This window comes from Pseudomonas sp. NPDC098740, assembly GCF_044760065.1.
Classification (GTDB): domain Bacteria; phylum Pseudomonadota; class Gammaproteobacteria; order Pseudomonadales; family Pseudomonadaceae; genus Aquipseudomonas; species Aquipseudomonas rossensis.
Genome location: NZ_JBIWAM010000006.1, coordinates 79,868 through 101,684, shown reverse-complemented (window position 1 = coordinate 101,684; position 21,817 = coordinate 79,868). Strand labels below are relative to the sequence as shown.

Genomic DNA, 21,817 nt, shown 5'->3' with positions numbered 1-21,817 from the left:
AGGGCAACGATCTGTAGCAGCTGGCGAAGCCTGCGTTCGATCGCGGCCCGAGCCGAACGCAGGCTTCGCCAGCTGCTACAAAAGAGGGTGTTTCGCTTGATATTTTTCTGTGTTCGGAATCACCCAAACAACCAATACCCCAACAAGGTCAATACCACCACCGCCAACACCGGTCGCAGCACACGGTAGGCCTTGGGATTGCGACGCTTCCACTGTTTGATCAAACCACTGAACTTGTCGCTGGAGTTCTTGCTCCATGCGTAAACATGGTTAATCCCGCCAACACGTTCATCATCAAGATTCTGCGGTGCAGTGGCGCGACCCAAAAAGCCACTGACCCAGCGGTTGATGCGAATCATTAGGCGGTTGCTCAGCGGTCGTTCGATGTCGCAAAAAAGGATGACCCGAGTCTTGTCGGTTTCGTTCTTGACCCAATGCACGTAGGTTTCGTCGAACATCACGTCCTCGCCATCACGCCAGGCGTAGACCTGACCATCGACGAAGATCCGGCAATCGTCGGAGTTCGGCGTCGACAGCCCCAGGTGATAACGCAGGGAACCGCCGAACGGATCACGGTGCGGGTTGAGGTGGCTGCCGCCTGGCAGCAACGCGAACATCGCGCCTTTGATGTTGGGAATGCTGCTGAGCAGTGCCACGGTTTTCGGGCACAGGGCTTCGGCCGATGGCAGTGGTTTGTCGTACCACTTGAGGTAAAAGCGCTTCCAGCCTTTCTTGAAGAACGAACCGAAGCCAGCGTCGTTGTTCCTTTCGGCGGCGCGGATGTAACCCTCGTCGAACAAATGCATCGCTTCGTCGCGGATGACTTCCCAGTTGTCCTTGAGCACATCCAGTTCCGGGAACTTGCTGCGGTCAAGATAGGGTTTGGATGGCACGCTGGAGAACAGGTACATCAAGGCGTTATAGGGCGCGAACAAAGCCGAGTGGTTGACGAACTGACGCAAGACCGGCAAACGCGCCTTGCCGCGCAAATGCACATAGAGAGTGCTGCCGAAGAACAGCAACAAAAGCGACGCCTTTGCGGCAAGGGAAACGGTCATTAACAACTCCTTGTTAGTAGACAACTTTGCACAACGCCATTTACCCGACGTGGCAGCCGGCCATGATAAACATTACCGGCCTCGGGAAGAACCCGTGTGTCTCAACATTCAGCGTTAAGGATTGCGCAATCAAGCACTTCTTAACATAAGGTTCCTGAAAGGGGGCTGACCTGAATCAACCCCTCCCACTGGATCAAAAATCGCAACGCCTATTGCTGATTCTCCTGCTCGGTAAACAGATCACTGAACAGCATGCTCGACAGGTAGCGTTCACCGGAGTCCGGCAGGATCACCACGATGGTCTTGCCCTGCATTTCCGGGGTTTCCGCCAGACGGACGGCCACCGCCATGGCGGCGCCGCAGGAAATGCCGCTCAAAATCCCTTCTTCCTGCATCAGGCGCAGGGCCATGGCCTTGGATTCTTCATCGCTGACCAACTCAACCCGATCGACCATCGACAGATCAAGATTCTTCGGCACAAAACCGGCACCAATACCCTGGATCTTGTGAGGGCTCGGCTTGATTTCTTCACCGGCCATTGCCTGGGTGATGACCGGCGACACCACTGGCTCCACCGCCACCGAAATAATCGGTTTACCCTGGGTAATCTTGATATACCGCGAAACCCCGGTAATGGTTCCACCCGTTCCGACGCCTGCCACCAGTACGTCGACTGCCCCGTCGGTGTCGTTCCAGATTTCCGGACCGGTCGTTTTTTCGTGGATGGCCGGGTTGGCCGGGTTTTCAAACTGTGACGGCATGAAGTAGGCAGTCGGGTCGCTGGCGACAATTTCAGCAGCCTTCTCGATTGCTCCTTTCATGCCCTTGGCCGGTTCGGTCAGTACCAGTTCGGCCCCCAGTGCCTTGAGCACTTTGCGTCGTTCGATACTCATGGACGCTGGCATGGTCAGCATCAGCTTGTAACCGCGAGCCGCAGCAACGAACGCCAGGCCGATACCGGTATTGCCTGAGGTCGGTTCGACAATGGTCATGCCAGACTTGAGTTTGCCGGTGCTTTCGGCGTCCCAGATCATGCTTGCACCGATCCGGCACTTGACCGAGTAACCGGGGTTACGCCCTTCGATCTTGGCCAGGATGGTCACGCCGCGCGGGGCGATACGGTTGATCTGCACCAGCGGTGTATTGCCGATGGAATGGGCGTTGTCAGCGAAAATACGGCTCATGGCTGGGTCCTTGTACAGCGTTGGATAAGCCATTCAAGGTATGCCTGTTGCCCGTGGTCGTCCAGTCAGTCGAACGTCCTGCAACCGGCGCAGTCAATGGTTTTACATCGCCAGAGATTTGCCATCATGAAACGCAGATACAGTTGGCCCCTGTGGACCCTCGCCGGCCTCGTTGTGCTGCTGATTGCCCTGCACATCGCCCTGCCCTACTTGGTGCGCGACTACCTGAATGACAAGCTGGCGGACATGGGGGACTACCGTGGCCAGATCACTGATGTGGACCTGGCCCTGTGGCGCGGTGCGTACAAAATCAACGGGCTGCAAATCGTCAAGGTCGACGGCAAGGTCCCGGTGCCTTTCGTCAACGCGCCGCTGATAGACCTCTCGGTCAGTTGGCACTCGCTCTGGTACGACCACGCGGTCGTGGCCGAGGTGCAGTTCTTCAAACCTGAGGTGAACTTCATCGACGGTGGCGCCAACAAGAAAAATTCCCAAACAGGTGAGGGCACCGACTGGCGTGCCCAATTGAGCAAACTGGCGCCGATCACCTTGAACGAAGTGCGGATCTACGATGGCAAGATCAGTTTCCGCAACTTCAACTCCAAGCCCCCTGTGAACATGAACGCCACTCAGGTCAACGCCAACATCTACAACCTGACCAACGTCGTCGACACGAAAGGTAAACGTGACGCTCGTTTCGAAGGCAAGGCGCTGCTGCTCGGGCACGCCCCACTGGAAACCACCGCCACCTTCGACCCGTTGAGCAACTTTGAAGATTTCGAGTTCCGCCTGCGGGTCAAAGACATCGAACTCAAACGCATGAACGACTTCGCGTCGGCCTATGGCAAGTTCGACTTCAATTCAGGTCACGGTGATGTGGTCATTGAAGCGCAGGCTAAAAAAGCGCAATTAACGGGTTACATCAAACCACTGCTGAAAGACGTCGACGTGTTCAATTGGCAGCAGGACGTAGAGAACAAGGACAAAGGGATTTTCCGCTCCATTTGGGAGGCCATCGTCGGCGGCTCCGAAACGGTGCTGAAAAACCAGGGCAAGAACCAGTTTGCGACTCGCGTGAAACTGAGCGGCAATGTGCATCGCCGAGATATCAGCGCATTCGAGGCTTTTTTGCAGATTTTACGCAACGGCTTCATCCAGGCGTTCAATGCCCAATACGAACGGCCCAAGCCGGATGCGGACTGAGTCACCAAGTGACGCCCCATTCAGAGACTGAATAAGCCGTCTGCGTTCACAGTCGACCGGGCACCGCGTTATAGTCGGGTACTACAATTATTGCGCCCCGCCCTGCCTCGTTCAGGTCGGCATTACCGTTCGAGGATTAGCAGATGAAGTTCGAAGGCACCCCGGCCTACGTCGCCACCGATGACCTGAAGCTGGCGGTCAACGCCGCCATCACTCTGGAGCGCCCGCTGCTGGTCAAGGGCGAGCCGGGCACCGGTAAAACCATGCTCGCCGAGCAACTGGCCGAGTCCTTTGGCGCCAAACTGATCACCTGGCACATCAAGTCCACGACCAAGGCGCATCAGGGCCTGTACGAGTACGACGCAGTCAGCCGCCTGCGCGACTCGCAACTGGGCACAGAGAAAGTCCATGACGTTCGCAACTACCTGAAAAAGGGCAAGCTCTGGGAAGCCTTCGAATCCGAAGAGCGGGTGATCCTGCTGATCGACGAAATCGACAAGGCCGACATCGAATTCCCGAACGACTTGCTGCAAGAACTCGACAAGATGGAGTTCTACGTTTACGAGATCGACGAGACCATCAAGGCCAAGAAACGCCCGATCATCATCATTACCTCCAACAACGAGAAAGAACTGCCGGACGCCTTCCTGCGCCGCTGCTTCTTCCACTACATCGCCTTCCCCGACCGCGTCACGCTGCAAAAAATCGTCGACGTGCATTACCCGAACATCAAGAAAGACCTGGTCAGCGAAGCGCTGGACGTGTTCTTCGACGTGCGCAAGGTACCGGGTCTGAAGAAGAAGCCATCGACCTCCGAACTGGTGGACTGGCTGAAACTGCTGATGGCCGACAACATCGGTGAAGCAGTACTGCGCGAACGCGATCCGACCAAAGCGATTCCGCCGCTGGCAGGCGCTTTGGTGAAGAACGAACAGGACGTGCAGTTGCTTGAGCGTCTGGCGTTCATGAGCCGTCGCGGCACTCGATAAGGACAAACGCCATGCTGCTCAACCTGTTCAATGAAATGCGCGCAGCCAAAGTACCGGTCTCGGTGCGCGAACTGCTGGACCTGATCAACGCGCTTAAACAGCGCGTGACCTTCGCCGACATGGACGAGTTTTATTACCTGTCCCGGGCGATTCTGGTGAAGGACGAAAAGCATTTCGACAAGTTCGACCGGGCGTTTGGTGCTTACTTCAATGGCCTGGAAAAACTCGACGATCACCTTCAGGCCTTGATCCCGGAAGACTGGTTGCGCAAGGAATTCGAGCGTTCGCTGACCGACGAAGAGCGGGCGGCGATCCAGTCCCTCGGCGGCCTGGACAAGCTGATCGAAGAGTTCAAGAAACGCCTCGAAGAACAGAAAGAACGCCATGCCGGCGGTAACAAGTGGATCGGCACCGGCGGCACCAGCCCGTTCGGCTCCGGCGGCTTCAACCCGGAAGGCATTCGCGTCGGCGATGCCGGCAAACGCCAGGGCAAAGCGGTCAAGGTCTGGGATCAGCGCGAGTACAAGAACCTCGACGATTCGGTGGAGCTGGGCACGCGCAACATCAAGGTCGCCCTGCGCCGGTTGCGCAAATTCGCGCGCCAGGGCGCGGCGGAAGAACTGGACATCGATGGCACCATCGACCACACCGCGCGCGATGCCGGGCTGCTGAACATCCAGATGCGTCCGGAGCGGCGCAACACCGTCAAGCTGTTGCTTCTGTTCGACATCGGCGGCTCGATGGACGCCCACGTGAAGATCTGCGAAGAGCTGTTCTCGGCCTGCAAGACCGAGTTCAAACACCTGGAGTATTTCTACTTCCACAACTTCGTTTATGAATCGGTGTGGAAGAACAACATGCGCCGAACGTCCGAGCGCACGTCGACCCAGGATCTGCTGCACAAATACGGCGCCGACTACAAAGTGATCTTCATCGGTGACGCCGCCATGGCGCCGTACGAAATCACCCAGGCCGGCGGCAGCGTCGAGCACTGGAACGAAGAAGCGGGTTATGTGTGGATGCAGCGGTTCATGGAGAAGTACAAGAAGGTCATCTGGATCAACCCGTATCCGAAAGATACGTGGGGCTATACGTCTTCGACCAACATCGTGCGGGACTTGATTAACGACCAGATGTATCCGCTGACGTTGCGGGGTTTGGAAGAAGGGATGCGGTTTCTTTCCAAATAATCTTCGGTGTCTGGTCTGACGCTATCGCGAGCAAGCTCGCTCCCACAATGGATTTGGTCGTACACAAGGAATGTGTTCGCCAGAGATCAAACTGTGGGAGCGAGCTTGCTCGCGATGCTTTTAGCGGTTGACGAATCGTTGAAGATATTCGACCTGCTCCCGATGTGCCACATCCTGCACCACCGGCCGCAACCGCACCGTTGCCCCCGGCAGACACTGCGCCAGTCGCGCCAGCGCCAACGGCGTCAACGCCCCCAATCGCGGATAACCACCAATGGTCTGCCGATCATTGAGCAACACAATCGGCTGCCCGTCCGGCGGTACCTGAACCGCACCCAGCGGGATGCCTTCGGAAATCATCGGCTTACCCTGATACTGCAACGCCGTTCCCAGCAAGCGGATCCCCATCCGGTCGGCACGGCTGTCGAGGGTCCAGATGCTGTTGAACGCGTCAAACGAACTCTGTCCACTGAACTCGCCGATCTGGGCACCGAGCACCAGGTCCAGTGGCGCGTTGAGTTTGAAATCCGGCACCTGTTCGCGCGCCAATTCCCGCAGCAGGAGCAGCGAGCTGCCCGAGTAGCTCAACTGCGCATCTTTGGCCAACGCCCGGCCCATGCCATCCAGCCCGCCGAGTTCCTCACGGACCACCGTTGCGCTGCTGCCCAACACCTTTGGCGCATCAAATCCGCCCGGGGCCGCCAAATAAGCCCGGGCCCCAAGCAGCGGTTGAGTGAATTGCAATTGCTGACCTTTGTTCAGCCTGAAACTGCGCCACGGTGCCAACGCCTCGCCATCCACCTGCGCCCCCAGATCCGCCCCGGCCAACGCCAGCACGCAATCCTCTTCGGCAACGACGGTGAACCCGCCCAGGGTGATTTCAATCACCGGTGCATCCAGGCCATTGCCCAGCAACCAATTAGCCCACGACATCGATTGCCAATCCGCCGCCCCGCCCTGGGTCACGCCCAGATGCCGCACGCCGAAACGACCAGCGTCCTGCAACAGGCACAGCGGTGTACTCGCTTCTATTGATAGACGGCTCATGCCTGCGCCTCCAACGGCGTGTCATCACCGCCCAGATTGATGAATTCGGCATGGCTGACGGCTTCGAAACGCACCGTGTCGCCTGGTTGCATCAGGCTGTAGCCGTCGCGTTCGCGGTCGAACAATTTGGCCGGGGTGCGGCCGATCAGATTCCAGCCACCGGGGGACACCACCGGGTAAGCGGCCGTTTGGCGTTCAGCGATGCCGACACTTCCAGCAGCCACTTTTTTACGCGGAGTGTTCAGACGCGGCGCCGCCAGCGCTTCGTCCACCAACCCCATGAAGGCGAAACCCGGCGCGAAACCCAAGGCGAACACCTGATACTCGCGCTCGCTGTGGCGGCGGATCACTTCATCCACGGCCAATCCGCTGCGCTGGGACAACAGGCTCAACTCCGGGCCAACGCTCAAGTCATACCAGACCGGCAACACATGACATTTGCCGCGGGTGCAGGCGTTGGGCGACAGATCGATCAAGGCCTCAGCGATCAGCTCCCGCGCTTGAGCCGGACTCAACGCGGTCAGATCGTAATGCACCATCAACGTCGTATAGGACGGCACCAGATCGATCAGATGCCCGGCGAATGCAGCACGCAGACTTCCACTGGCTGCAAGCATCCACGGCATGTTGGCCTCGCTGATCTCATCAAACAAACGGACCATCAAGCAATCCAGCGCCACCACTTCTACCCGCAGGTTCATGGCGCGCTCTGCTGATCAAGTGCTTCGCGAATACGCCGCACGGCGGCTACCGAACTGGCATTGTCGCCGTGTACGCAAAGGGTGTTGGCCTGCAAGTGCAAGGCACTGCCATCGCTGGCCGTGAGGTTGCCGCCGCGGGCAATGGTCAGCGCCTGCTCGATGATTGTTTCGGGATCGTGATGCACTGCGCCCGGCAGTTGCCGCGAGACCAGCATTCCCGCACTGTCGTAAGCGCGATCGGCGAAGGCTTCGAACCACAGGGTCACGCCGTATTCATCGCCCAACTGCTGGGCGGCGCTGTTGTCGCGAGTGGCCATCAACATCAGCGGCAACTGGCGGTCATAGGACGCCACAGCCTGAAGCACTGCGCGCAATTGCGCCGGGTTGGCCATCATGTCGTTGTACATCGCGCCGTGGGGTTTGACGTAACTCACCCGCCCGCCCTGAGCCCGGCAAATGCCGTCGAGGGCGCCGATCTGGTAATGCACAATGTCCTGAAGTTCCTGGGCGGTATAGGCCATGGAACGGCGGCCGAAGCCGACCAGATCCTGATACGCCGGATGTGCGCCGATCTTCACGCCGTTGCTCAGGGCCAGGCTGACCGTCTTGCGCATGATGCTCGGGTCGCCGGCATGGAAGCCGCAGGCGATGTTGGCGCAATCGATGAAGGGCATGACCTCGGCGTCCAGACCCATGGTCCAGTTGCCGAAACTCTCGCCGATGTCGCAGTTCAATAGCAGGCGGTTCACGGTGAACACTCCTGTAGGCTTTATTCTTTTAGCTGTAGGCATTTGCCCGCAGATTATCAGTTGCTGGGCATTAAGTTATTGGGCTTCGAGTTGTTTGCCACGGGTTTCCGGCAAGCTCAGGGCCGCAAGGATCACTACCCCGTAGGACACCGCCGCAAAAGCACCGATTCCCACGCTCAATGGCACCTTCTGGCTCATCAAGCCGATCAACAGCGGGAACAACGCCGCCAACGCCCGGCCGATGTTGTAGCAAAAGCCCTGACCCGAACCGCGAATCCGCGTTGGAAACAGCTCGGTCAAAAACGCGCCCATGCCGCTGAAGATCCCCGAGGCGAAGAAGCCCAGAGGAAAGCCCAGCCAGAGCATCACGCCATTGCTGACCGGCAATTGGGTGTAGAGCAGAACAATGGTGAACGAGCCGACCGCGAACAGAATGAAGTTCTTTTTACGCCCGAGAATGTCAGTCAAATACGCGCTGATGACGTAGCCGACGTAGGAACCGACGATCACCATCGCCAGATAACCGCCCGTACCGAGTACGCTCAAACCGCGTTCGTTCTTCAGAAAGGTCGGCAACCAGGAGGTGATCGCGTAGTAACCGCCCAGAGCACCGGTGGTCAGCACCGAAGCACGAATTGTAGTGAAGAGGATGCCGGGGGCGAAGATCTCGTAGAACTTTGCCGGATTGCTGGGTTCTTGCTTAGCCTTGGCTTCGCGATAGATTTCCGGGTCCTTGACCAGCCGACGGACGAAGATCACAAAAATCGCCGGCACGATACCAAGGATGAACAATGCGCGCCAGGCGTCTTCCGGCGGCAGCACCGAGAACAGCAGCGCATACAAGATCGCCGTCAGTCCCCAACCCAGCGCCCAGCCGGATTGCACCATGCCCACGGCCTTGCCGCGGTCCTTGGCACGAATCACTTCACCCATCAGCACCGCGCCGGCGGTCCATTCGCCACCGAAACCGAAGCCCATCAGGGTGCGACTGATCAGCAGTTGCTCGTAGTTCTGGGCGAAACCGCAGAGGAAGGTGAAAAAGGCGAACCACAGCACCGTCAGTTGCAAGGTACGTACGCGACCGATGCGGTCGGAGAGAATCCCCGCCACCCAACCGCCGATAGCCGAGGCGATCAAGGTGCTGGTGTGAATCAGCCCGGCCTCGCCGGTGGTGATGCCCCACATCGCAATCAGGGTCGGCACCACGAAGCTGAGCATCTGCGTGTCCATGCCGTCCAGGCCATAGCCGATCTTGCAGCTCCAGAAGGTGCGGCGTTCCTGCTGATTGATGTTGCGGTACCAGTCGAAAGGTCCTGGGCGAACCGTGGCTTTGGGGATGTCGAGCGTGTCGGGCGCACTCATGGCAAATCTCCGCGCTAATTTTTATTGGTATTGTTCTGAGCCCCGACGACGCCTATCGTGGGAACCGGATGGCCTGATTTTTGGGCTGCCGGCCCTGCTGCGTCCAACTAATAAAAACCCGCCCTAGACATAAGAAAAACTTGTCCTTATGAACCTGAAGTTTCTCGAGACCTTTGTCTGGGTCGCCCGACTCAAGAGTTTTCGCCTGACGGCAGACAAGCTCTTCACCACCCAGGCGTCAATTTCCAGCCGCATTGCCGTGCTCGAAGGCGAGCTCGGGGTGAAGCTGTTCCTGCGCGATTCACGTGGCGTGAGCCTGACGCCCGAAGGCTTGAAAGTGCTCGAGTACGCCGAGCAAATGATGGACACCATGCAAGCCCTCAAGCAGTCGATCGAAACCCGTTCGAGCAAGGTCGGACGGGTCCGCATCGGCGTGATGGACACGGTCATCCATACCTGGTTGAGCCCGTTGGTGGCGCAAATGATGGATCACTATCCTCTGGTGGAAATCGAGTTAGTGGCCGATACCGCGCTCAACCTCTGCGATCAGCTGCAAAAAGGCTTTCTCGATCTGATCCTGCAAACCGACCTGTTGCGTCAGGAAAGTGTGCGCAGCCTTGAGCTGGCCAGTCACCCGATGGGCTGGATTGTGGCTACTAACTCGATCTACAACCGCGAGTATTCAGGCATTGCCGACCTGGCGCGGGAACGGATCATTACCTATTCGAAAAACTCTCATCCGCATCAGGAGATTCTCGCCCTGATGCAGGCCAACGGCATCATGACGCCACGGTTGAACTGCGTGAACTCGGTATCGGCGATCACCCGGTTGCTGCGGGACGGTTTCGGTATTGGCGCGCTGCCGCCGGTGCTGGTAGCCGAGGAACTGGCGCGGGGGGAATTGACCTTGCTGGCCATCGATCAAAGGCCACCGAATTTGCAGGTGGTGGTGTCGTGGCGGGTTGGCGTGGAGTGGGTCGAGGAGATTGTTTCGTTGTGTCAGCAGGTGCTGGACGGGTATGCGAAGAAGGTGGGCGAGCACTACATCGTCCTCGCGCGCTAACTTTGTAGCAGCTGGCGAAGCCTGCGTTCGGCTGCGAAGCAGTCGTCAATTCAGCCAGCTCGGTTTACCTGAAACACCGCGGTGCCTGATTTCGCGACTGCTTCGCAGCCGAACGCAGGCTTCGCCAGCTGCTACAGGTCGGTGGCGCTCATTAAAGACCGCGCACATCCCGATCTTCGATCGGCCGGCTCTGGCGCAGGCGTTTGCCGCCCAGCACCACCCAGTCGACCAGACGGAACAGGCATTCAATGCCAAACGACAACAGCAACGCCCCGCTCATGCCCCAGATCATCGCTTCCGGCGTCAGCAGGATCTGGTAGCTGTAGCCATTCCAGGTTTCCTTGCGAATATCCGGATCAGCCGCCAGCGCAACCTGCAGGAAGCGGATGTACCACGGGCCCTGCATGGCCTGGAACTGTTTATCGAGGGCCAGTTGACGGGTCAGCAAGGTGCTCAGGCTGTCGGCATCGCTGCGAAAAATCGGATCTTCGCTGGCGCGGTAATGGGCCACCAACGCCTGCATGTCACCCTTGAAGAACTGATTCGCCGTGCCCTGAAAACCGCTCAGACCGGTCTGCGCCTCAATCAGATGCGCTTCGACCCGTTTGGCATAATCGCTGATGAACCCTGGCACCTGGACACCGATCAATAGGCCCGCCGCGAACAACACCAGCCGTAGATAACTGAGCAACATGAAGGGAGTCCTTATTCGGTCTTGCCCTGGCTGACGCATTCGCCGCGTCGCCAGAGGCTCCATTGGCCCGGTTCGTAGCGGGTCCAGGTTTCGTTTTCGGTCAAGGGTTCGGTGGCGATCACCGTGACCACGTCGTTGGGCGTGGTTTCGGCCTGGAAATCGACGATCACATCGACGTCCTTCAAACGTGCCGGACCGAATGGTGCGCGACGGGTGATTTGCGCCAGTTTGGTCGAGCAATAGCAGAACAACCAGTCGCCATCGCTGAGCAGGCAGTTGAACACGCCTTTGCTACGGTACTCGGCGCAGGCGGCCACCAGGTCTGGCAGCAGCTCTTCGACCTCTACCGGTTCCGGGAACGCTGCGCGCACGCGGTTGAGCAAATCGCAGAACGCCGCTTCGCTGTCGGTATCGCCGACAGGGCGGTAAAAACTCTTGATCGGTTGAAACTCCGCGAGCTGGCCGTTGTGGGCGAAACACCAGTTGCGGCCCCACAGCTCACGCACGAACGGATGGGTGTTGGACAGGCAGACCTTGCCGACGTTGGCCTGACGGATGTGCCCGATCACCACTTCGCTCTTGATCGGATAGCGTTGCACCAGGTTCGCGACCTCGGACTCACTGCTCGCCGCCGGGTCCTGAAACAGGCGCAGGCCACGGCCCTCGTAAAAGGCGATGCCCCAGCCGTCACGGTGCGGGCCCGTGCGGCCGCCGCGCTGCATCAGCCCGGTGAAGCTGAACACGATATCGGTCGGCACATTGGCGCTCATGCCCAATAACTCACACATGCTCGGGTTCTCGCTGAAAGGCAGGGGCAAGGTTACAGACGTGGTTCGACCCGCAAACGCTGAGGGTTGCTCGGTACCGGTGGACGACCGTAACGATCATCGCCCGCACCGCCGAAAGGCTGATCCTCTTCAGGGTCATCGGCCCGGGCCGCAGCCTTGGCAGCGGCAGCCTGTTCCTTGCGAGCGTTGGACGCACGTTCGATAGGGAACCGGATCGCCACGAATACCAGGTAAATGCCGAAGGCGATCATGCCGTACATGAACAGGTCGGAAACCGCCCGCCAGGCGTTGTTGCCGACCTTGAACAATAGATCAAGGGCAGTGATGGCGATGGCCGGAGCGACCTTTTCCTTTACCGGGTCGATGATGGTCGGGCTGAACAGCAACACGGCAACCAATAGCCGCAGCGGCTCACGCAGCCAGCGCCACATCCAGCGGGTGATACGCATCCACACCAACAGGCAGCCCAAAGCGGCGAAGGCGTAGAGGCCCCAAGCGATCAGATAGTCGTTCTCGGTCATGGTGTCCATGGCAAGGCAGGCAAAGAGGCGCTTATAGTAACGACTTTTCGCACGTCAGGCTTGCCCGCCGTCTGCGAACCCCATTTCGTAAAATGCTCGAGAGTCCTTCATGCCCCTATCCGTCAACGTTTCCGACGCTCCCATTGCCCACAAGGCCGAAGGCGACGACCCGTATGCCTGGCTGCAGGAGCGCGACACCGACGCGGTGCTCGACTACCTGAAAGCGGAAAACCGCTACCAAGAGGCGCAAACCGCCGATCAGGCCGGGTTGCGTGAAACCCTGTTCGAAGAGATCAAGGCCCGGATTCTCGAAACCGACCTGTCCTTGCCCTCCCCCTGGGGTCCGTACCTGTATTACACGCGCACCACGGCGGGTGATGAATACGCCCGTCACTACCGCTGCCCACGCCCGGCCGATGACAGCCTGCAGCTCGATGAAAGCCAGGAACAGCTGCTGCTGGACCCGAATGCACTGGCTAAAGGCGGCTTCTTTTCCCTGGGCGCCTTCAGTATCAGCCCGGACCACCAGCGTCTGGCCTACAGCATCGACGCCACGGGCGATGAGATTTACACGCTGTTCGTGAAGGAATTGTCCAACGGCCGTGTCAGCGAACTGGAATTCCAGGACTGCGACGGCAGCATGACTTGGGCCAATGACAGCCTGACGCTGTTCTTCGGTGAGCTGGACGAGACCCATCGCCCACACAAACTGTTCCGCTATCGGCTGGACGGTACGGCGGCCGAAGAAGTGTTCCATGAGCCGGACGGTCGATTCTTCATGCATTGCTACCGCTCCAGTTCCGAGCAGCAATTGCTGCTGTCCCTGGGCAGCAAAACCACCAGCGAAGTCTGGGTGCTTGACGCGTTCCAGCCGCAGCAGGCTTTTACCTGCATCGCACCGAGGGTTGAAGACCATGAGTACGACGTCGACCACGGCGCGCTCGACGGTCAATGGACCTGGTTCATTCGCACCAATCGCGACGGCATCAACTTTGCCCTGTACCACGCCGTAGACACCGGCGTGGCGCCGACCGAGGCCGACTGGCAGAACCTGATCCCCCACAGCGACACGGTGATGATCGAAGGCATGAGCCTGAATGCCGGGGCCATGACCCTGAGCTTGCGTGAGGGTGGCTTGCCGATCATCGAAGTTCATCCGCAGGACCTGCCGAGCTACCGCGTGCAATTACCGGATGCGGCCTACAGCCTTCATGTGCAGAACAGTCTGGAATTCGTCAGCGACAGGATCCGCCTGCGTTATGAAGCGCTGAACCGTCCGGCGCAAATCCGCCAGCTTGTGCTGGGCAGCGGCGAGCAGAAAGTCCTCAAGGAAACCCCGGTGCTGGGCCCGTTCGACGCCGATGCCTACGTTAGTCAGCGTCTGTGGGCGACCGCACCTGACGGTACGAAAGTGCCGATCAGCCTCGTCGTCAAACGCGAAGCCCTCGGCAAGCCGACGCCGCTTTATATGTACGGCTATGGCGCTTACGGCGAAAGCCTCGACCCGTGGTTCTCCCACGCCCGCTTGAGTCTGCTGGATCGTGGCGTGGCGTTCGCCATCGCTCACGTGCGTGGCGGCGGTGAACTGGGCGAAGCCTGGTATCGCGCCGGCAAGCAGGAACACAAACACAACACCTTCAGCGACTTTATCGCCTGCACCGAACACCTGATCGCCAATGGCTTCACCACATCACAGCAATTGGCGATCAGCGGTGGCAGCGCCGGCGGTCTGCTGATCGGCGCGGTGCTCAATCAGCGGCCGGAGCTGTTCGGTGCGGCGATTGCCGAAGTGCCGTTCGTCGACGTGCTGAACACCATGCTCGACCCGGATCTGCCGTTGACCGTCACCGAATACGACGAGTGGGGCAATCCCGAAGAACCGGACGTCTATGATCGGATCAAGGCCTACGCCCCGTACGAAAATGTCACCGCGCAAGCCTATCCGGCGACCCTGGTGATCGCCGGCTACAACGACAGTCGCGTGCAGTACTGGGAAGCAGCCAAGTGGGTGGCGAAATTACGCGCGACCAAAACTGACACCAATCCTCTGCTGCTCAAGACCGAATTGGGTGCCGGGCATGGCGGGATGAGCGGTCGTTATCAGGGATTGCGTGACGTAGCACTCGAATACGCATTTGTTTTCAAGGTTTTGGGCATCGCCTGAGGAACTTGGCCCGGCGTGTCGGTCTTAACACCGAACACCGGGCTGACGCGGCTCCCTGTAGCAGCTGGCGAAGCCTGCGTTCGGCTGCGAAGCAGTCGCAAAATCGGCCAACGCGGTTCGTCAGATAAACCGAGAACGCCGGATTAACGACTGCTTCGCAGCCGAACGCAGCCTTCGGCAGCTGCTACAGAGAATCGCGACATTCTCGCCAGACCGGAACAGCAACAGACACAAGAAAAAGACCGTGACGACATGTCAGAACCGACCTTACTGAACAACGAAATTCGCGACTGGCTGATGGACTGTGGCCTGTTCGATCAACTGCTGCCGGCGGACTTCGCCACGGCCTCGGGTTATTTCAGCATCAGCACCATTGCTCAGGGCGAAGAGATTTTCCATGAGGGTGATGCCGGCAGCTTCATGTGCATCATCCACACCGGCCAGGTGGCGGTGCAGAAAACCAACAGCGAAGGGCACTTGGTGACCATGGCAACGTTGCGCAGCGGTCGGGCGTTCGGCGAAATGGCCGTACTCGACGGCGAACGCCGCTCGGCCAGTTGTGTGGCCGCAAGCAATTGCCAGTTGCTCAATCTGGGCAAGGACTCGTTGGAAAAGATGCTCAACGATGCGCCGAAAATCGCCGCCAAAATCATTCGCGCCCTCGCCGTCTCCCTCTCCAAACGATTGCGCATGGCCGATGGGCAACTGCTCTCGCAGCAGGTTTAACCGCCGGGTGACTTGGCTTTCGACGGGTTTTGCTCCAGCCCCGGCAGTGGCAGGTCCTTGGTGGGCGGGCTAGGCATTTCAATGGGCACCAACGGCGGACCGCCACTGCCGGGGCCGACCTTGGGTGCGCTGGTCGGGGTGATTTGCGGGTACGGTGTAGGGGTCGCGGTGCCGGGCGAACCGGGCAGCGGCGCAGGGCTGGCCGGAATGGTTTGCAACTGCTGGGCCTGCACTGCAGTAATCGAGAGCGCGGCCAAGGCAATGACCGTTAGAATGGTGCGCTTCATCAATGGCTCCGTTGGCCTTGTTGTCTTTTTGCAGGCTACTCCCAACTGCGCGTGTTTGCCTTCCCCCTCTTATGCCAATTTCTCCTCAAGTGAGTCCCATGAAACGTTTCGTTCTGCTCGACACCACTCCAATTCCTGAAAATGGCGGTGCCTTGTGCCTGTTCGAATACGGCGAGGATTTTGTCATCAAGATCCAGGGCGGCGACGGCGGGCAACTGATGAACACCCGCATGCACGGCTCGGAAGACGCTCTTGCGGAGATCCCGTGCCGTAAAGTGGCTGGCCGGCCGAATTCTCGCGTGCTGATCGGCGGCCTGGGCATGGGCTTCACCCTCGCCTCGGCCCTGAAGAACCTGGGCAAAAACGCTGAAGTGGTGGTCGCCGAACTGGTGCCGGGTGTGGTGGAGTGGAACCGTGGACCGCTGGGCGAGAAAGCCGGGAACCCGCTGCTTGACCCGCGCACGGTCATTCGCATGGAAGACGTAGCCAACGTCCTGCAGGCCGAGCCGCAAGGTTTCGACGCGATCATGCTCGACGTCGATAACGGCCCCGAAGGCCTGACCCAGAAGGCCAACAGCTGGCTCTACTCCGCTGGCGGCCTGAGCGCCTGCGCCAAGGCGCTGCGGCCCAAAGGGGTGCTGGCCGTATGGTCCGCGAGCGCTGACCGACAGTTTTCCGACAAACTGAAGAAGGCCGGCTTCAAGGCCGAGGAAGTCCAGGTCTTCGCCCACGGCAACAAAGGCACCCGCCACACCATCTGGATTGCCGAGAAGCTCAAGGGCTGAGCTAAACTGCGATTAATACCGTCATTAGTCTTTTTACAAAGGTGAACCCATGAGTTCGTCAACACCTCCGACCAACACGTCGAAACTGGACCGCATCCTTGCCGACAACCAGCGCGACAAGGAAATGGGTTACCGCGACAAGGCCCTGAAAATGTACCCGCACGTGTGCGGTCGCTGCGCCCGTGAGTTTTCCGGCAAGCGCCTGAGCGAACTGACCGTGCACCACCGCGACCACAACCACGACAACAACCCTCAGGACGGCTCGAACTGGGAATTGTTGTGCCTGTATTGCCACGACAACGAACACTCGCGGTACACCGATCAACAGTATTTCGGTGAAGGCTCGCTGAGCTCGCCGAAAATCGCCAAGGCGACCCACAACCCGTTTGCGGCGTTGGCCGGCCTGATGAAGAAAGACGAGTAATATCTTCAGCGCCTGACCTGGCCTCATCGCGAGCAAGCTCGCTCCCACAGTTGATTTGCGGCGATCACGAATATTGCATGCACCGACAATCCCTGTGGGAGCGAGCTTGCTCGCGATAGCGGTCACCCATGCACCACCAATCTCCAAACCAAACACCCCTCCCCCAATCCCCGTATAATCGCCGTTTTTTCCCCGAAGGCACCCGCTCGTGGCAGACAAACGGTACAGCTGCATAGGTTTGTATAACCCCAAATCACCGGAGAACGTCGGTTCGGTGATGCGCGCCGCTGGCTGTTATGGCGTGGCGTCCGTGTTCTACACCGGCAAACGCTATGAACGCGCCGCCGACTTCGTCACCGACACCAAGCGCGTCCACTACGACATTCCGCTGATCGGCATCGACGACCTGAAAAAAATCCTGCCGCTGGGCTGCGTTCCGGTCGCAGTGGAACTGGTGGACGGCGCCCGTTCGCTGCCGGAATACACGCACCCGGACCGCGCGCTATACATCTTCGGCCCGGAAGACGGCTCGCTGGATAAAGAGATTCGCGACTGGTGCGAAGACGTGGTCTACATCCCGACCACCGGCTGCATGAACCTGGCGGCCACCGTCAACGTCGTGCTCTATGACCGCCTGTCCAAGGGACTCAATACCCGCTCCGGGGCGAAATTTCGCTGATTCACCGCACATCCGATGGAACAAGCCGCCCGCTTCGGCAGTCAGCTTAATTATCTATTCTTGAAGCAGTCATTCCAGCCAGGAGACAGATCATGAGCGAACTCAGTCGCGTAGAACGCATCGAATCCACCCCGTTCCAGACTCACACTGAGCAGAACGTGCAGGGTTGGGAACGTATCGGTTCCCTGGCCGGCGGCGTGGTGATGGTCAGCAAGGGCCTGCGTCGCGGTGGTGTGTTCGGGTTGATTCAAGTGGTGATCGGCGGTGTGGCCCTGGCGCGTGGTATTACCGGGCACAGTTCGGCGAAAAGCCTGCTGGAGAAAAGCCGTCAGGACATGAACAACGTGCGGGCGAAGATTCAGCGGGCGGGTGAAGAGCTGAACCGGTTGAAGGCGAATGCCGAAGCAGCGACCAGTACCGCTACCGTGACGGGCAATGATTCTTTGACGTCGCCGAAAACCGGGGTTTAACCCGAGATTTTCATTGAGGCTTAGGGCCCCTTCGCGAGCAAGCTCGCTCCCACAGGTGACCGCATTCCAATGTGGGAGCGAGCTTGCTCGCGATGGCGGTGTTACTGAAGTAGCTCGGTATCGAGGACCTTGGAAGATTCACCAATAATGCTGTCCGCGAGCTGAACAAATTCCTTGGTATCCACGCTCTCCAAATGCATCGCCCCGCGCAACACATCATCCAGCGAACGCTTGTTGCGGGTCTTCAGGCGAATCTCGCGATCCAGTTCCTGCAATAACACGACCGCTTTCGAGACCTGCGCCGGGCTGACCTGCTCAGCGCGCAAGGTCGTGACTTTCTGACTGTTCTTAGCCAACTTCTTCTGCAAACTCTCATACCGCTCATCACTCATGCCGCCAGCGCGGCGCACCAGTTCGATGGCGTAATACTCGGCAAATCCTTCGCTGATCCAGTCACTGCGCTGCTGATCGTTGATCCGCCCGAACACCTGCGCCAATTCCCGCACCAGCGGACTGCTGCCGCTTTCGCTGACCAGCGGTAGACGCGTGTTCAGATAGATCGATTCGCGCGCGCCCAGACTGCCACGCCACATCGGGTCGTTGGCGCCGACAATCAGCAGTTTGACGGGATGACGAGGATACACCGCCTGCACTTGCGGCCAGACAAAGGTCAGCAGCGTCAGCACATCCATCCGGCGCATGCCCTGGCCCTGCGGTGAGGCGACGGTGACCTCGGTTTCCCCAAGCCGCGTGCGACGGCTACCGAGGTGGCCGGCGAGCATCCAGCCCGTGGGCCGGTCGAACAAGCGAGAAACGTTATCGACCCGGAATTTGTTCTTGCCGATTCGCGGCCAGGCGGTTTCAACGCTTTTCCAGCCGGTGGGCAATTCGAATTCAAGGCGTGAAACCAGCTCAATGCCGTCCTGCTGATCGAGTTTGGCCGCCGGTACCAGATCGTCGCCGCGCATCAGCGCCCAAGTTGGCGTCATGCGCGTATCGAAGCTGCCGCTCTTGCGCCCGTGGCTGATGCGTACGCGGTAGGTCAGGCTGGCCTTGTCGGCGGCCGGACGCCAGACACCACGGGCCTGCTTGCCCGGCGTGAGCTGCCATTGGCCATCGGCGTTGAAATCGCTGTAGTGGCTGCCATCGCCCAGGTCGAAATCCAGACTGCGCACCGCCGAACCCTGAGCCAGAGTCATCCGCACTTCGGCCTGATCGCTTTGCGGCAACAGGCGCACGTGGTAATCCAGATCAACCTTCTTCGCCGCCCACGCGGGCGACCCCAGGACTAATAGTCCAAGGGTCAACGCCAGCCGCAATCCCACAGCCATACACACTCCTTCGTGAAACGTTAATACGCTTGGCGTTTAACCCGCCCGGAAAATCAGATGGTCTTCCCAATCGTCTTCGGCCACGCTGCCTTCGGCGAGCATGCGCCCGGACTGGGAAATTCGCTCGTGGTGCACCGCATCGCGATCACCGCACACCAGATGGTGCCAGAGCGGCAGGTCCTTGCCTTCGCTGACCAGTCGATAGCCGCAGGTCGGTGGCAACCATTTGAATTCGTCAGCCTTGCCCGGTGTGAGCTGGATGCAGTCGGGGACGAAATCGCGGCGGTTCGGGTAATCGGTGCACTGACAGGTTTTCAGGTCCAGCAATTTGCAGGCGATGCGCGTGTAATAGACGCTGTTGTCGTCTTCATCTTCGAGCTTTTGCAGGCAGCACAGGCCGCAGCCGTCGCACAGCGATTCCCATTCCTCTTGATCGAGTTGATCGAGGGTTTTGCGTATCCAGAACGGTTCGACTTTGGCGGCCATGGCTCAAGCATCAACATCAGGTGGTGAAAAGGCCGCCAGTCTAGTGCCAAGGCCCTTGTGGGCCAAGCGTTGGCGACTGCCGGTAAGAACGAGCTTGTCAGTTATTGCGCCGCCCAGTAGGGTTTTGCGTCGCCCCTCACCTTCAAACGTAGCAAGGAATCTCCTGATGAGTGCCAATCCACGCGTTGCCGACTATGCCATCCACCCTCAGTTCACCGACCGCTGGTCGCCCCGCGCCTTCACCGGCGAAGCGATCTCCGAAGAAACCCTGCTGAGCTTCTTCGAAGCTGCACGCTGGGCGCCATCGGCCTACAACTCGCAGCCTTGGCGGTTTCTGTATGCGCGTCGCGACACGCCAAACTGGGAGCGCTATCTGGGGCTGCTGAACGAATTCAACCGCAGCTGGGCGCAACACGCCTCGGCATTGGTGATCGTGATCTCGAAAACCACCTTCGCGGTGCCTGGCGCCACCGAAGAAACCCCGGCGTTGTGGCACACCTTCGACACGGGCTCGGCTTGGGGTCATCTGGCGCTGCAAGCGAGCATCAGCGGCTGGCACACCCACGGCATGGCCGGTTTCGATCAGGAGCTGACCCGCAAGGAGCTGAACATTCCTGAAGGCTACGCCCTCCACGCGGCGGTGGCTGTTGGCAAGCTGGGCGATAAAGCGACGCTGGCGGAATACCTCCAAGCCCGTGAAGAGCCAAGCCCACGTCGTCCGCTGAGCGAGTTGGCCGCCGAAGGCAATTTCACCCTGTAAGCCACACTGCAGATACCAACGTGGGAGCGAGCTTGCTCGCGATTAGGCTGTCACATTCAACATCAATGTTGACTGTCACGCCGCCATCGCGAGCAAGCTCGCTCCCACAGGTTTTGCACAAATTTCAATTAAGCGGTGGTTTCAGTAGCCGCGATTGAAATCCACTTCCCCGCGCAATGCCTCACCCGCCTGATACGCCCGCAGGTTCTCGACAAACAGATTCACCATCATCGATGGCGAAGTCGGTGCCGAGCTGTGGCCAGTCAACAGCAAGCCCCAGGCGGTCCAGAACGGATGACGTTGCGGCAGCGGCTCCTGACGGCAGACGTCGATCACCGCGCCGGCCAGATGCCCTTCTTTCAAGGCTTCCACCAGGTCCGCATCGACCACTGCCACGCCGCGCCCGACGTTGATGAACAACCCGGTCGGCTTGAACTGCTTGAACAGCGCCGCGTCGTACAAGTCATGGGTGTTTGGCGTATTGGGCAGCAGATTGATCACGTAATCCACTTCACCCACCAGACGCGGCAAATCAGCCAGCGCCCCGACTTCGACAAACGGCGCCTGCTCGCGGGCTTCGCTGGCGATGCCGTACAACTCGACGCCAAACGGCACCAGGAACTGCGCCACGGTCTGGCCGATGTCACCGGTGCCGACGATCAATACTTTGCGCCCAGCCAGACTTTGGCCCTGGCGACTGTCCCATTTACGCTCGACCTGGCTGACCAGCCGCGGCAGCACTTCGCGCTCGTGGCCGAGCATGTAGGTCAGCACGTATTCGGCCATGACCTGCCCGAAAATCCCTACCGCCCGAGTCAGGCGATAGTGCCGAGGCAAGCCGTCGGCCAGCAGCGGCGTAATGCCCGCCCAGGTCGATTGCAGCCATTGTGGCTCGTGGCCCTGACGCAGCAAGGTCGCCAGCAAGTCCGGCTGACCGAGCCAGATCGGACAATCAGCCGCCTGGCTGGCCAGTTCGGCAGAGTCGCCGCTGGTCAGCACTTCCAGGTCGGGCGCTGCTTGACGCAACAGCTGGGCGTACACCGGGTGGTCGTGTTCAGCAATCAGAACGCGCATGGTTCAAACCTTTCAAAAACAGAGCAGACGGCCGCCGACGGAGTATCGCTCCATCGCCCCGGCCATCGCCAAAATCATTCCA

24 protein-coding genes are annotated in these 21,817 nt (G+C 59.4%); 11 read left to right on the top strand and 13 right to left on the bottom strand.

Going from position 1 to position 21,817, the window contains the following annotated elements:
• Nucleotides 1–119 precede the first annotated feature (119 nt).
• Both ACIQU2_RS09710 and cysK read right to left on the bottom strand, forming a co-directional pair.
• On the bottom strand, nucleotides 120–1,058 hold the full coding sequence (locus tag ACIQU2_RS09710; RefSeq protein WP_403140211.1) for an aspartyl/asparaginyl beta-hydroxylase domain-containing protein: 939 nt from the start codon (nucleotides 1,056–1,058) through the stop codon (nucleotides 120–122).
• 209 nt (nucleotides 1,059–1,267) lie between these two features.
• Nucleotides 1,268–2,242: a cysteine synthase A gene (cysK, locus tag ACIQU2_RS09705; protein ID WP_347802956.1), complete on the bottom strand. Its 975-nt coding sequence runs from the start codon at nucleotides 2,240–2,242 to the stop codon at nucleotides 1,268–1,270.
• A 126-nt stretch (nucleotides 2,243–2,368) separates the two neighbouring features.
• Between cysK and ACIQU2_RS09700 the strand changes: the two genes are divergently transcribed.
• From ACIQU2_RS09700 to ACIQU2_RS09690, 3 genes are all read left to right on the top strand, one after another.
• On the top strand, nucleotides 2,369–3,445 hold the full coding sequence (locus tag ACIQU2_RS09700; protein ID WP_403140208.1) for a DUF748 domain-containing protein: 1,077 nt from the start codon (nucleotides 2,369–2,371) through the stop codon (nucleotides 3,443–3,445).
• Nucleotides 3,446–3,588: 143 nt separating this feature from the next.
• Nucleotides 3,589–4,434, top strand: a complete 846-nt coding sequence (locus ACIQU2_RS09695) for a MoxR family ATPase (protein ID WP_140677330.1) — start codon at nucleotides 3,589–3,591, stop codon at nucleotides 4,432–4,434.
• A gap of 11 nt (nucleotides 4,435–4,445) precedes the next feature.
• Nucleotides 4,446–5,624 (top strand): VWA domain-containing protein, encoded by a 1,179-nt coding sequence (locus ACIQU2_RS09690; protein ID WP_008153157.1) that lies wholly within the window; start codon nucleotides 4,446–4,448, stop codon nucleotides 5,622–5,624.
• A 120-nt stretch (nucleotides 5,625–5,744) separates the two neighbouring features.
• On the opposite strand, the gene ACIQU2_RS09685 is transcribed toward ACIQU2_RS09690, so the two are convergent.
• From ACIQU2_RS09685 to ACIQU2_RS09670, 4 genes are all read right to left on the bottom strand, one after another.
• Nucleotides 5,745–6,671 (bottom strand): biotin-dependent carboxyltransferase family protein, encoded by a 927-nt coding sequence (locus tag ACIQU2_RS09685; protein ID WP_347802958.1) that lies wholly within the window; start codon nucleotides 6,669–6,671, stop codon nucleotides 5,745–5,747.
• Entirely contained in the window at nucleotides 6,668–7,372 is a 705-nt protein-coding gene (locus ACIQU2_RS09680; RefSeq protein ID WP_347802959.1) for an allophanate hydrolase subunit 1, read from the bottom strand. Before ACIQU2_RS09680 ends, ACIQU2_RS09685 begins: the two co-directional genes overlap by 4 nt.
• Nucleotides 7,369–8,121 (bottom strand): 5-oxoprolinase subunit PxpA, encoded by a 753-nt coding sequence (locus ACIQU2_RS09675; RefSeq protein WP_403140205.1) that lies wholly within the window; start codon nucleotides 8,119–8,121, stop codon nucleotides 7,369–7,371. Before ACIQU2_RS09675 ends, ACIQU2_RS09680 begins: the two co-directional genes overlap by 4 nt.
• A 75-nt stretch (nucleotides 8,122–8,196) precedes the next feature.
• Entirely contained in the window at nucleotides 8,197–9,483 is a 1,287-nt protein-coding gene (locus tag ACIQU2_RS09670; protein ID WP_403140203.1) for an MFS transporter, read from the bottom strand.
• 148 nt (nucleotides 9,484–9,631) lie between these two features.
• Here ACIQU2_RS09670 and ACIQU2_RS09665 point away from each other — a divergent pair, with 148 nt between their 5' ends.
• Nucleotides 9,632–10,546, top strand: coding sequence for a LysR family transcriptional regulator (locus ACIQU2_RS09665; protein WP_347802961.1), 915 nt, complete (start codon nucleotides 9,632–9,634; stop codon nucleotides 10,544–10,546).
• Nucleotides 10,547–10,697: 151 nt separating this feature from the next.
• On the opposite strand, the gene ACIQU2_RS09660 is transcribed toward ACIQU2_RS09665, so the two are convergent.
• From ACIQU2_RS09660 to ACIQU2_RS09650, 3 genes are read right to left on the bottom strand one after another with little or no spacing between them, the layout of a single operon-like run.
• A complete protein-coding gene (locus ACIQU2_RS09660; protein ID WP_403140201.1) occupies nucleotides 10,698–11,240 on the bottom strand; it encodes a DUF2937 family protein in 543 nt (180 codons plus the stop codon).
• Nucleotides 11,241–11,251: 11 nt separating this feature from the next.
• A complete protein-coding gene (locus ACIQU2_RS09655; RefSeq protein ID WP_347802963.1) occupies nucleotides 11,252–12,028 on the bottom strand; it encodes a class II glutamine amidotransferase in 777 nt (258 codons plus the stop codon).
• Between the two features lie 32 nt (nucleotides 12,029–12,060).
• Entirely contained in the window at nucleotides 12,061–12,558 is a 498-nt protein-coding gene (locus tag ACIQU2_RS09650; RefSeq protein WP_403140199.1) for an MFS transporter, read from the bottom strand.
• Between the two features lie 100 nt (nucleotides 12,559–12,658).
• Between ACIQU2_RS09650 and ACIQU2_RS09645 the strand changes: the two genes are divergently transcribed.
• On the top strand, nucleotides 12,659–14,713 hold the full coding sequence (locus tag ACIQU2_RS09645) for a S9 family peptidase (protein ID WP_403140197.1): 2,055 nt from the start codon (nucleotides 12,659–12,661) through the stop codon (nucleotides 14,711–14,713).
• A gap of 252 nt (nucleotides 14,714–14,965) precedes the next feature.
• On the top strand, nucleotides 14,966–15,439 hold the full coding sequence (locus ACIQU2_RS09640) for a cyclic nucleotide-binding domain-containing protein (protein WP_123366765.1): 474 nt from the start codon (nucleotides 14,966–14,968) through the stop codon (nucleotides 15,437–15,439).
• On the opposite strand, the gene ACIQU2_RS09635 is transcribed toward ACIQU2_RS09640, so the two are convergent.
• Nucleotides 15,436–15,726, bottom strand: coding sequence for a hypothetical protein (locus tag ACIQU2_RS09635; protein ID WP_403140196.1), 291 nt, complete (start codon nucleotides 15,724–15,726; stop codon nucleotides 15,436–15,438). The genes ACIQU2_RS09640 and ACIQU2_RS09635 overlap by 4 nt on opposite strands.
• A 98-nt stretch (nucleotides 15,727–15,824) precedes the next feature.
• Here ACIQU2_RS09635 and ACIQU2_RS09630 point away from each other — a divergent pair, with 98 nt between their 5' ends.
• From ACIQU2_RS09630 to ACIQU2_RS09615, 4 genes are all read left to right on the top strand, one after another.
• Nucleotides 15,825–16,511: a spermidine synthase gene (locus tag ACIQU2_RS09630; protein WP_403140194.1), complete on the top strand. Its 687-nt coding sequence runs from the start codon at nucleotides 15,825–15,827 to the stop codon at nucleotides 16,509–16,511.
• 49 nt (nucleotides 16,512–16,560) lie between these two features.
• Nucleotides 16,561–16,935, top strand: a complete 375-nt coding sequence (locus ACIQU2_RS09625; protein ID WP_056742523.1) for a YajD family HNH nuclease — start codon at nucleotides 16,561–16,563, stop codon at nucleotides 16,933–16,935.
• 208 nt (nucleotides 16,936–17,143) lie between these two features.
• Nucleotides 17,144–17,614, top strand: coding sequence for an RNA methyltransferase (locus tag ACIQU2_RS09620; protein ID WP_129441984.1), 471 nt, complete (start codon nucleotides 17,144–17,146; stop codon nucleotides 17,612–17,614).
• Between the two features lie 92 nt (nucleotides 17,615–17,706).
• Nucleotides 17,707–18,084 (top strand): DUF2892 domain-containing protein, encoded by a 378-nt coding sequence (locus tag ACIQU2_RS09615; protein ID WP_403140191.1) that lies wholly within the window; start codon nucleotides 17,707–17,709, stop codon nucleotides 18,082–18,084.
• Between the two features lie 101 nt (nucleotides 18,085–18,185).
• On the opposite strand, the gene ACIQU2_RS09610 is transcribed toward ACIQU2_RS09615, so the two are convergent.
• Nucleotides 18,186–19,415: a hypothetical protein gene (locus ACIQU2_RS09610; RefSeq protein WP_403140189.1), complete on the bottom strand. Its 1,230-nt coding sequence runs from the start codon at nucleotides 19,413–19,415 to the stop codon at nucleotides 18,186–18,188.
• 36 nt (nucleotides 19,416–19,451) lie between these two features.
• Nucleotides 19,452–19,901 carry a YcgN family cysteine cluster protein gene (locus tag ACIQU2_RS09605; protein ID WP_007898698.1) on the bottom strand — a complete coding sequence of 150 codons (450 nt, stop codon included), beginning with the start codon at nucleotides 19,899–19,901 and terminating at the stop codon, nucleotides 19,452–19,454.
• A gap of 166 nt (nucleotides 19,902–20,067) precedes the next feature.
• Between ACIQU2_RS09605 and ACIQU2_RS09600 the strand changes: the two genes are divergently transcribed.
• Nucleotides 20,068–20,661 carry a nitroreductase family protein gene (locus tag ACIQU2_RS09600; RefSeq protein ID WP_347802970.1) on the top strand — a complete coding sequence of 198 codons (594 nt, stop codon included), beginning with the start codon at nucleotides 20,068–20,070 and terminating at the stop codon, nucleotides 20,659–20,661.
• A gap of 141 nt (nucleotides 20,662–20,802) precedes the next feature.
• On the opposite strand, the gene ACIQU2_RS09595 is transcribed toward ACIQU2_RS09600, so the two are convergent.
• Nucleotides 20,803–21,735: a D-2-hydroxyacid dehydrogenase gene (locus ACIQU2_RS09595; RefSeq protein WP_123366771.1), complete on the bottom strand. Its 933-nt coding sequence runs from the start codon at nucleotides 21,733–21,735 to the stop codon at nucleotides 20,803–20,805.
• Between the last annotated feature and the right edge of the window lie 82 nt (nucleotides 21,736–21,817).

What these genes read in the sequence shown, in the direction of transcription:
- ACIQU2_RS09640 (WP_123366765.1), top strand. Translation starts at nt 14,966, where the DNA reads ATGTCAGAACCGACCTTACTGAACAACGAAATTCGCGACTGGCTGATG.
- ACIQU2_RS09665 (WP_347802961.1), top strand. Translation starts at nt 9,632, where the DNA reads ATGAACCTGAAGTTTCTCGAGACCTTTGTCTGGGTCGCCCGACTCAAG.
- ACIQU2_RS09635 (WP_403140196.1), bottom strand. Translation starts at nt 15,726, where the DNA reads ATGAAGCGCACCATTCTAACGGTCATTGCCTTGGCCGCGCTCTCGATT.
- ACIQU2_RS09600 (WP_347802970.1), top strand. Translation starts at nt 20,068, where the DNA reads ATGAGTGCCAATCCACGCGTTGCCGACTATGCCATCCACCCTCAGTTC.
- ACIQU2_RS09660 (WP_403140201.1), bottom strand. Translation starts at nt 11,240, where the DNA reads ATGTTGCTCAGTTATCTACGGCTGGTGTTGTTCGCGGCGGGCCTATTG.
- ACIQU2_RS09595 (WP_123366771.1), bottom strand. Translation starts at nt 21,735, where the DNA reads ATGCGCGTTCTGATTGCTGAACACGACCACCCGGTGTACGCCCAGCTG.
- ACIQU2_RS09610 (WP_403140189.1), bottom strand. Translation starts at nt 19,415, where the DNA reads ATGGCTGTGGGATTGCGGCTGGCGTTGACCCTTGGACTATTAGTCCTG.
- ACIQU2_RS09680 (WP_347802959.1), bottom strand. Translation starts at nt 7,372, where the DNA reads ATGAACCTGCGGGTAGAAGTGGTGGCGCTGGATTGCTTGATGGTCCGT.
- ACIQU2_RS09695 (WP_140677330.1), top strand. Translation starts at nt 3,589, where the DNA reads ATGAAGTTCGAAGGCACCCCGGCCTACGTCGCCACCGATGACCTGAAG.
- ACIQU2_RS09645 (WP_403140197.1), top strand. Translation starts at nt 12,659, where the DNA reads ATGCCCCTATCCGTCAACGTTTCCGACGCTCCCATTGCCCACAAGGCC.
- ACIQU2_RS09615 (WP_403140191.1), top strand. Translation starts at nt 17,707, where the DNA reads ATGAGCGAACTCAGTCGCGTAGAACGCATCGAATCCACCCCGTTCCAG.
- ACIQU2_RS09700 (WP_403140208.1), top strand. Translation starts at nt 2,369, where the DNA reads ATGAAACGCAGATACAGTTGGCCCCTGTGGACCCTCGCCGGCCTCGTT.
- ACIQU2_RS09670 (WP_403140203.1), bottom strand. Translation starts at nt 9,483, where the DNA reads ATGAGTGCGCCCGACACGCTCGACATCCCCAAAGCCACGGTTCGCCCA.
- ACIQU2_RS09655 (WP_347802963.1), bottom strand. Translation starts at nt 12,028, where the DNA reads ATGTGTGAGTTATTGGGCATGAGCGCCAATGTGCCGACCGATATCGTG.
- ACIQU2_RS09605 (WP_007898698.1), bottom strand. Translation starts at nt 19,901, where the DNA reads ATGGCCGCCAAAGTCGAACCGTTCTGGATACGCAAAACCCTCGATCAA.
- cysK (WP_347802956.1), bottom strand. Translation starts at nt 2,242, where the DNA reads ATGAGCCGTATTTTCGCTGACAACGCCCATTCCATCGGCAATACACCG.
- ACIQU2_RS09630 (WP_403140194.1), top strand. Translation starts at nt 15,825, where the DNA reads ATGAAACGTTTCGTTCTGCTCGACACCACTCCAATTCCTGAAAATGGC.
- ACIQU2_RS09690 (WP_008153157.1), top strand. Translation starts at nt 4,446, where the DNA reads ATGCTGCTCAACCTGTTCAATGAAATGCGCGCAGCCAAAGTACCGGTC.
- ACIQU2_RS09710 (WP_403140211.1), bottom strand. Translation starts at nt 1,058, where the DNA reads ATGACCGTTTCCCTTGCCGCAAAGGCGTCGCTTTTGTTGCTGTTCTTC.
- ACIQU2_RS09685 (WP_347802958.1), bottom strand. Translation starts at nt 6,671, where the DNA reads ATGAGCCGTCTATCAATAGAAGCGAGTACACCGCTGTGCCTGTTGCAG.
- ACIQU2_RS09650 (WP_403140199.1), bottom strand. Translation starts at nt 12,558, where the DNA reads ATGGACACCATGACCGAGAACGACTATCTGATCGCTTGGGGCCTCTAC.
- ACIQU2_RS09625 (WP_056742523.1), top strand. Translation starts at nt 16,561, where the DNA reads ATGAGTTCGTCAACACCTCCGACCAACACGTCGAAACTGGACCGCATC.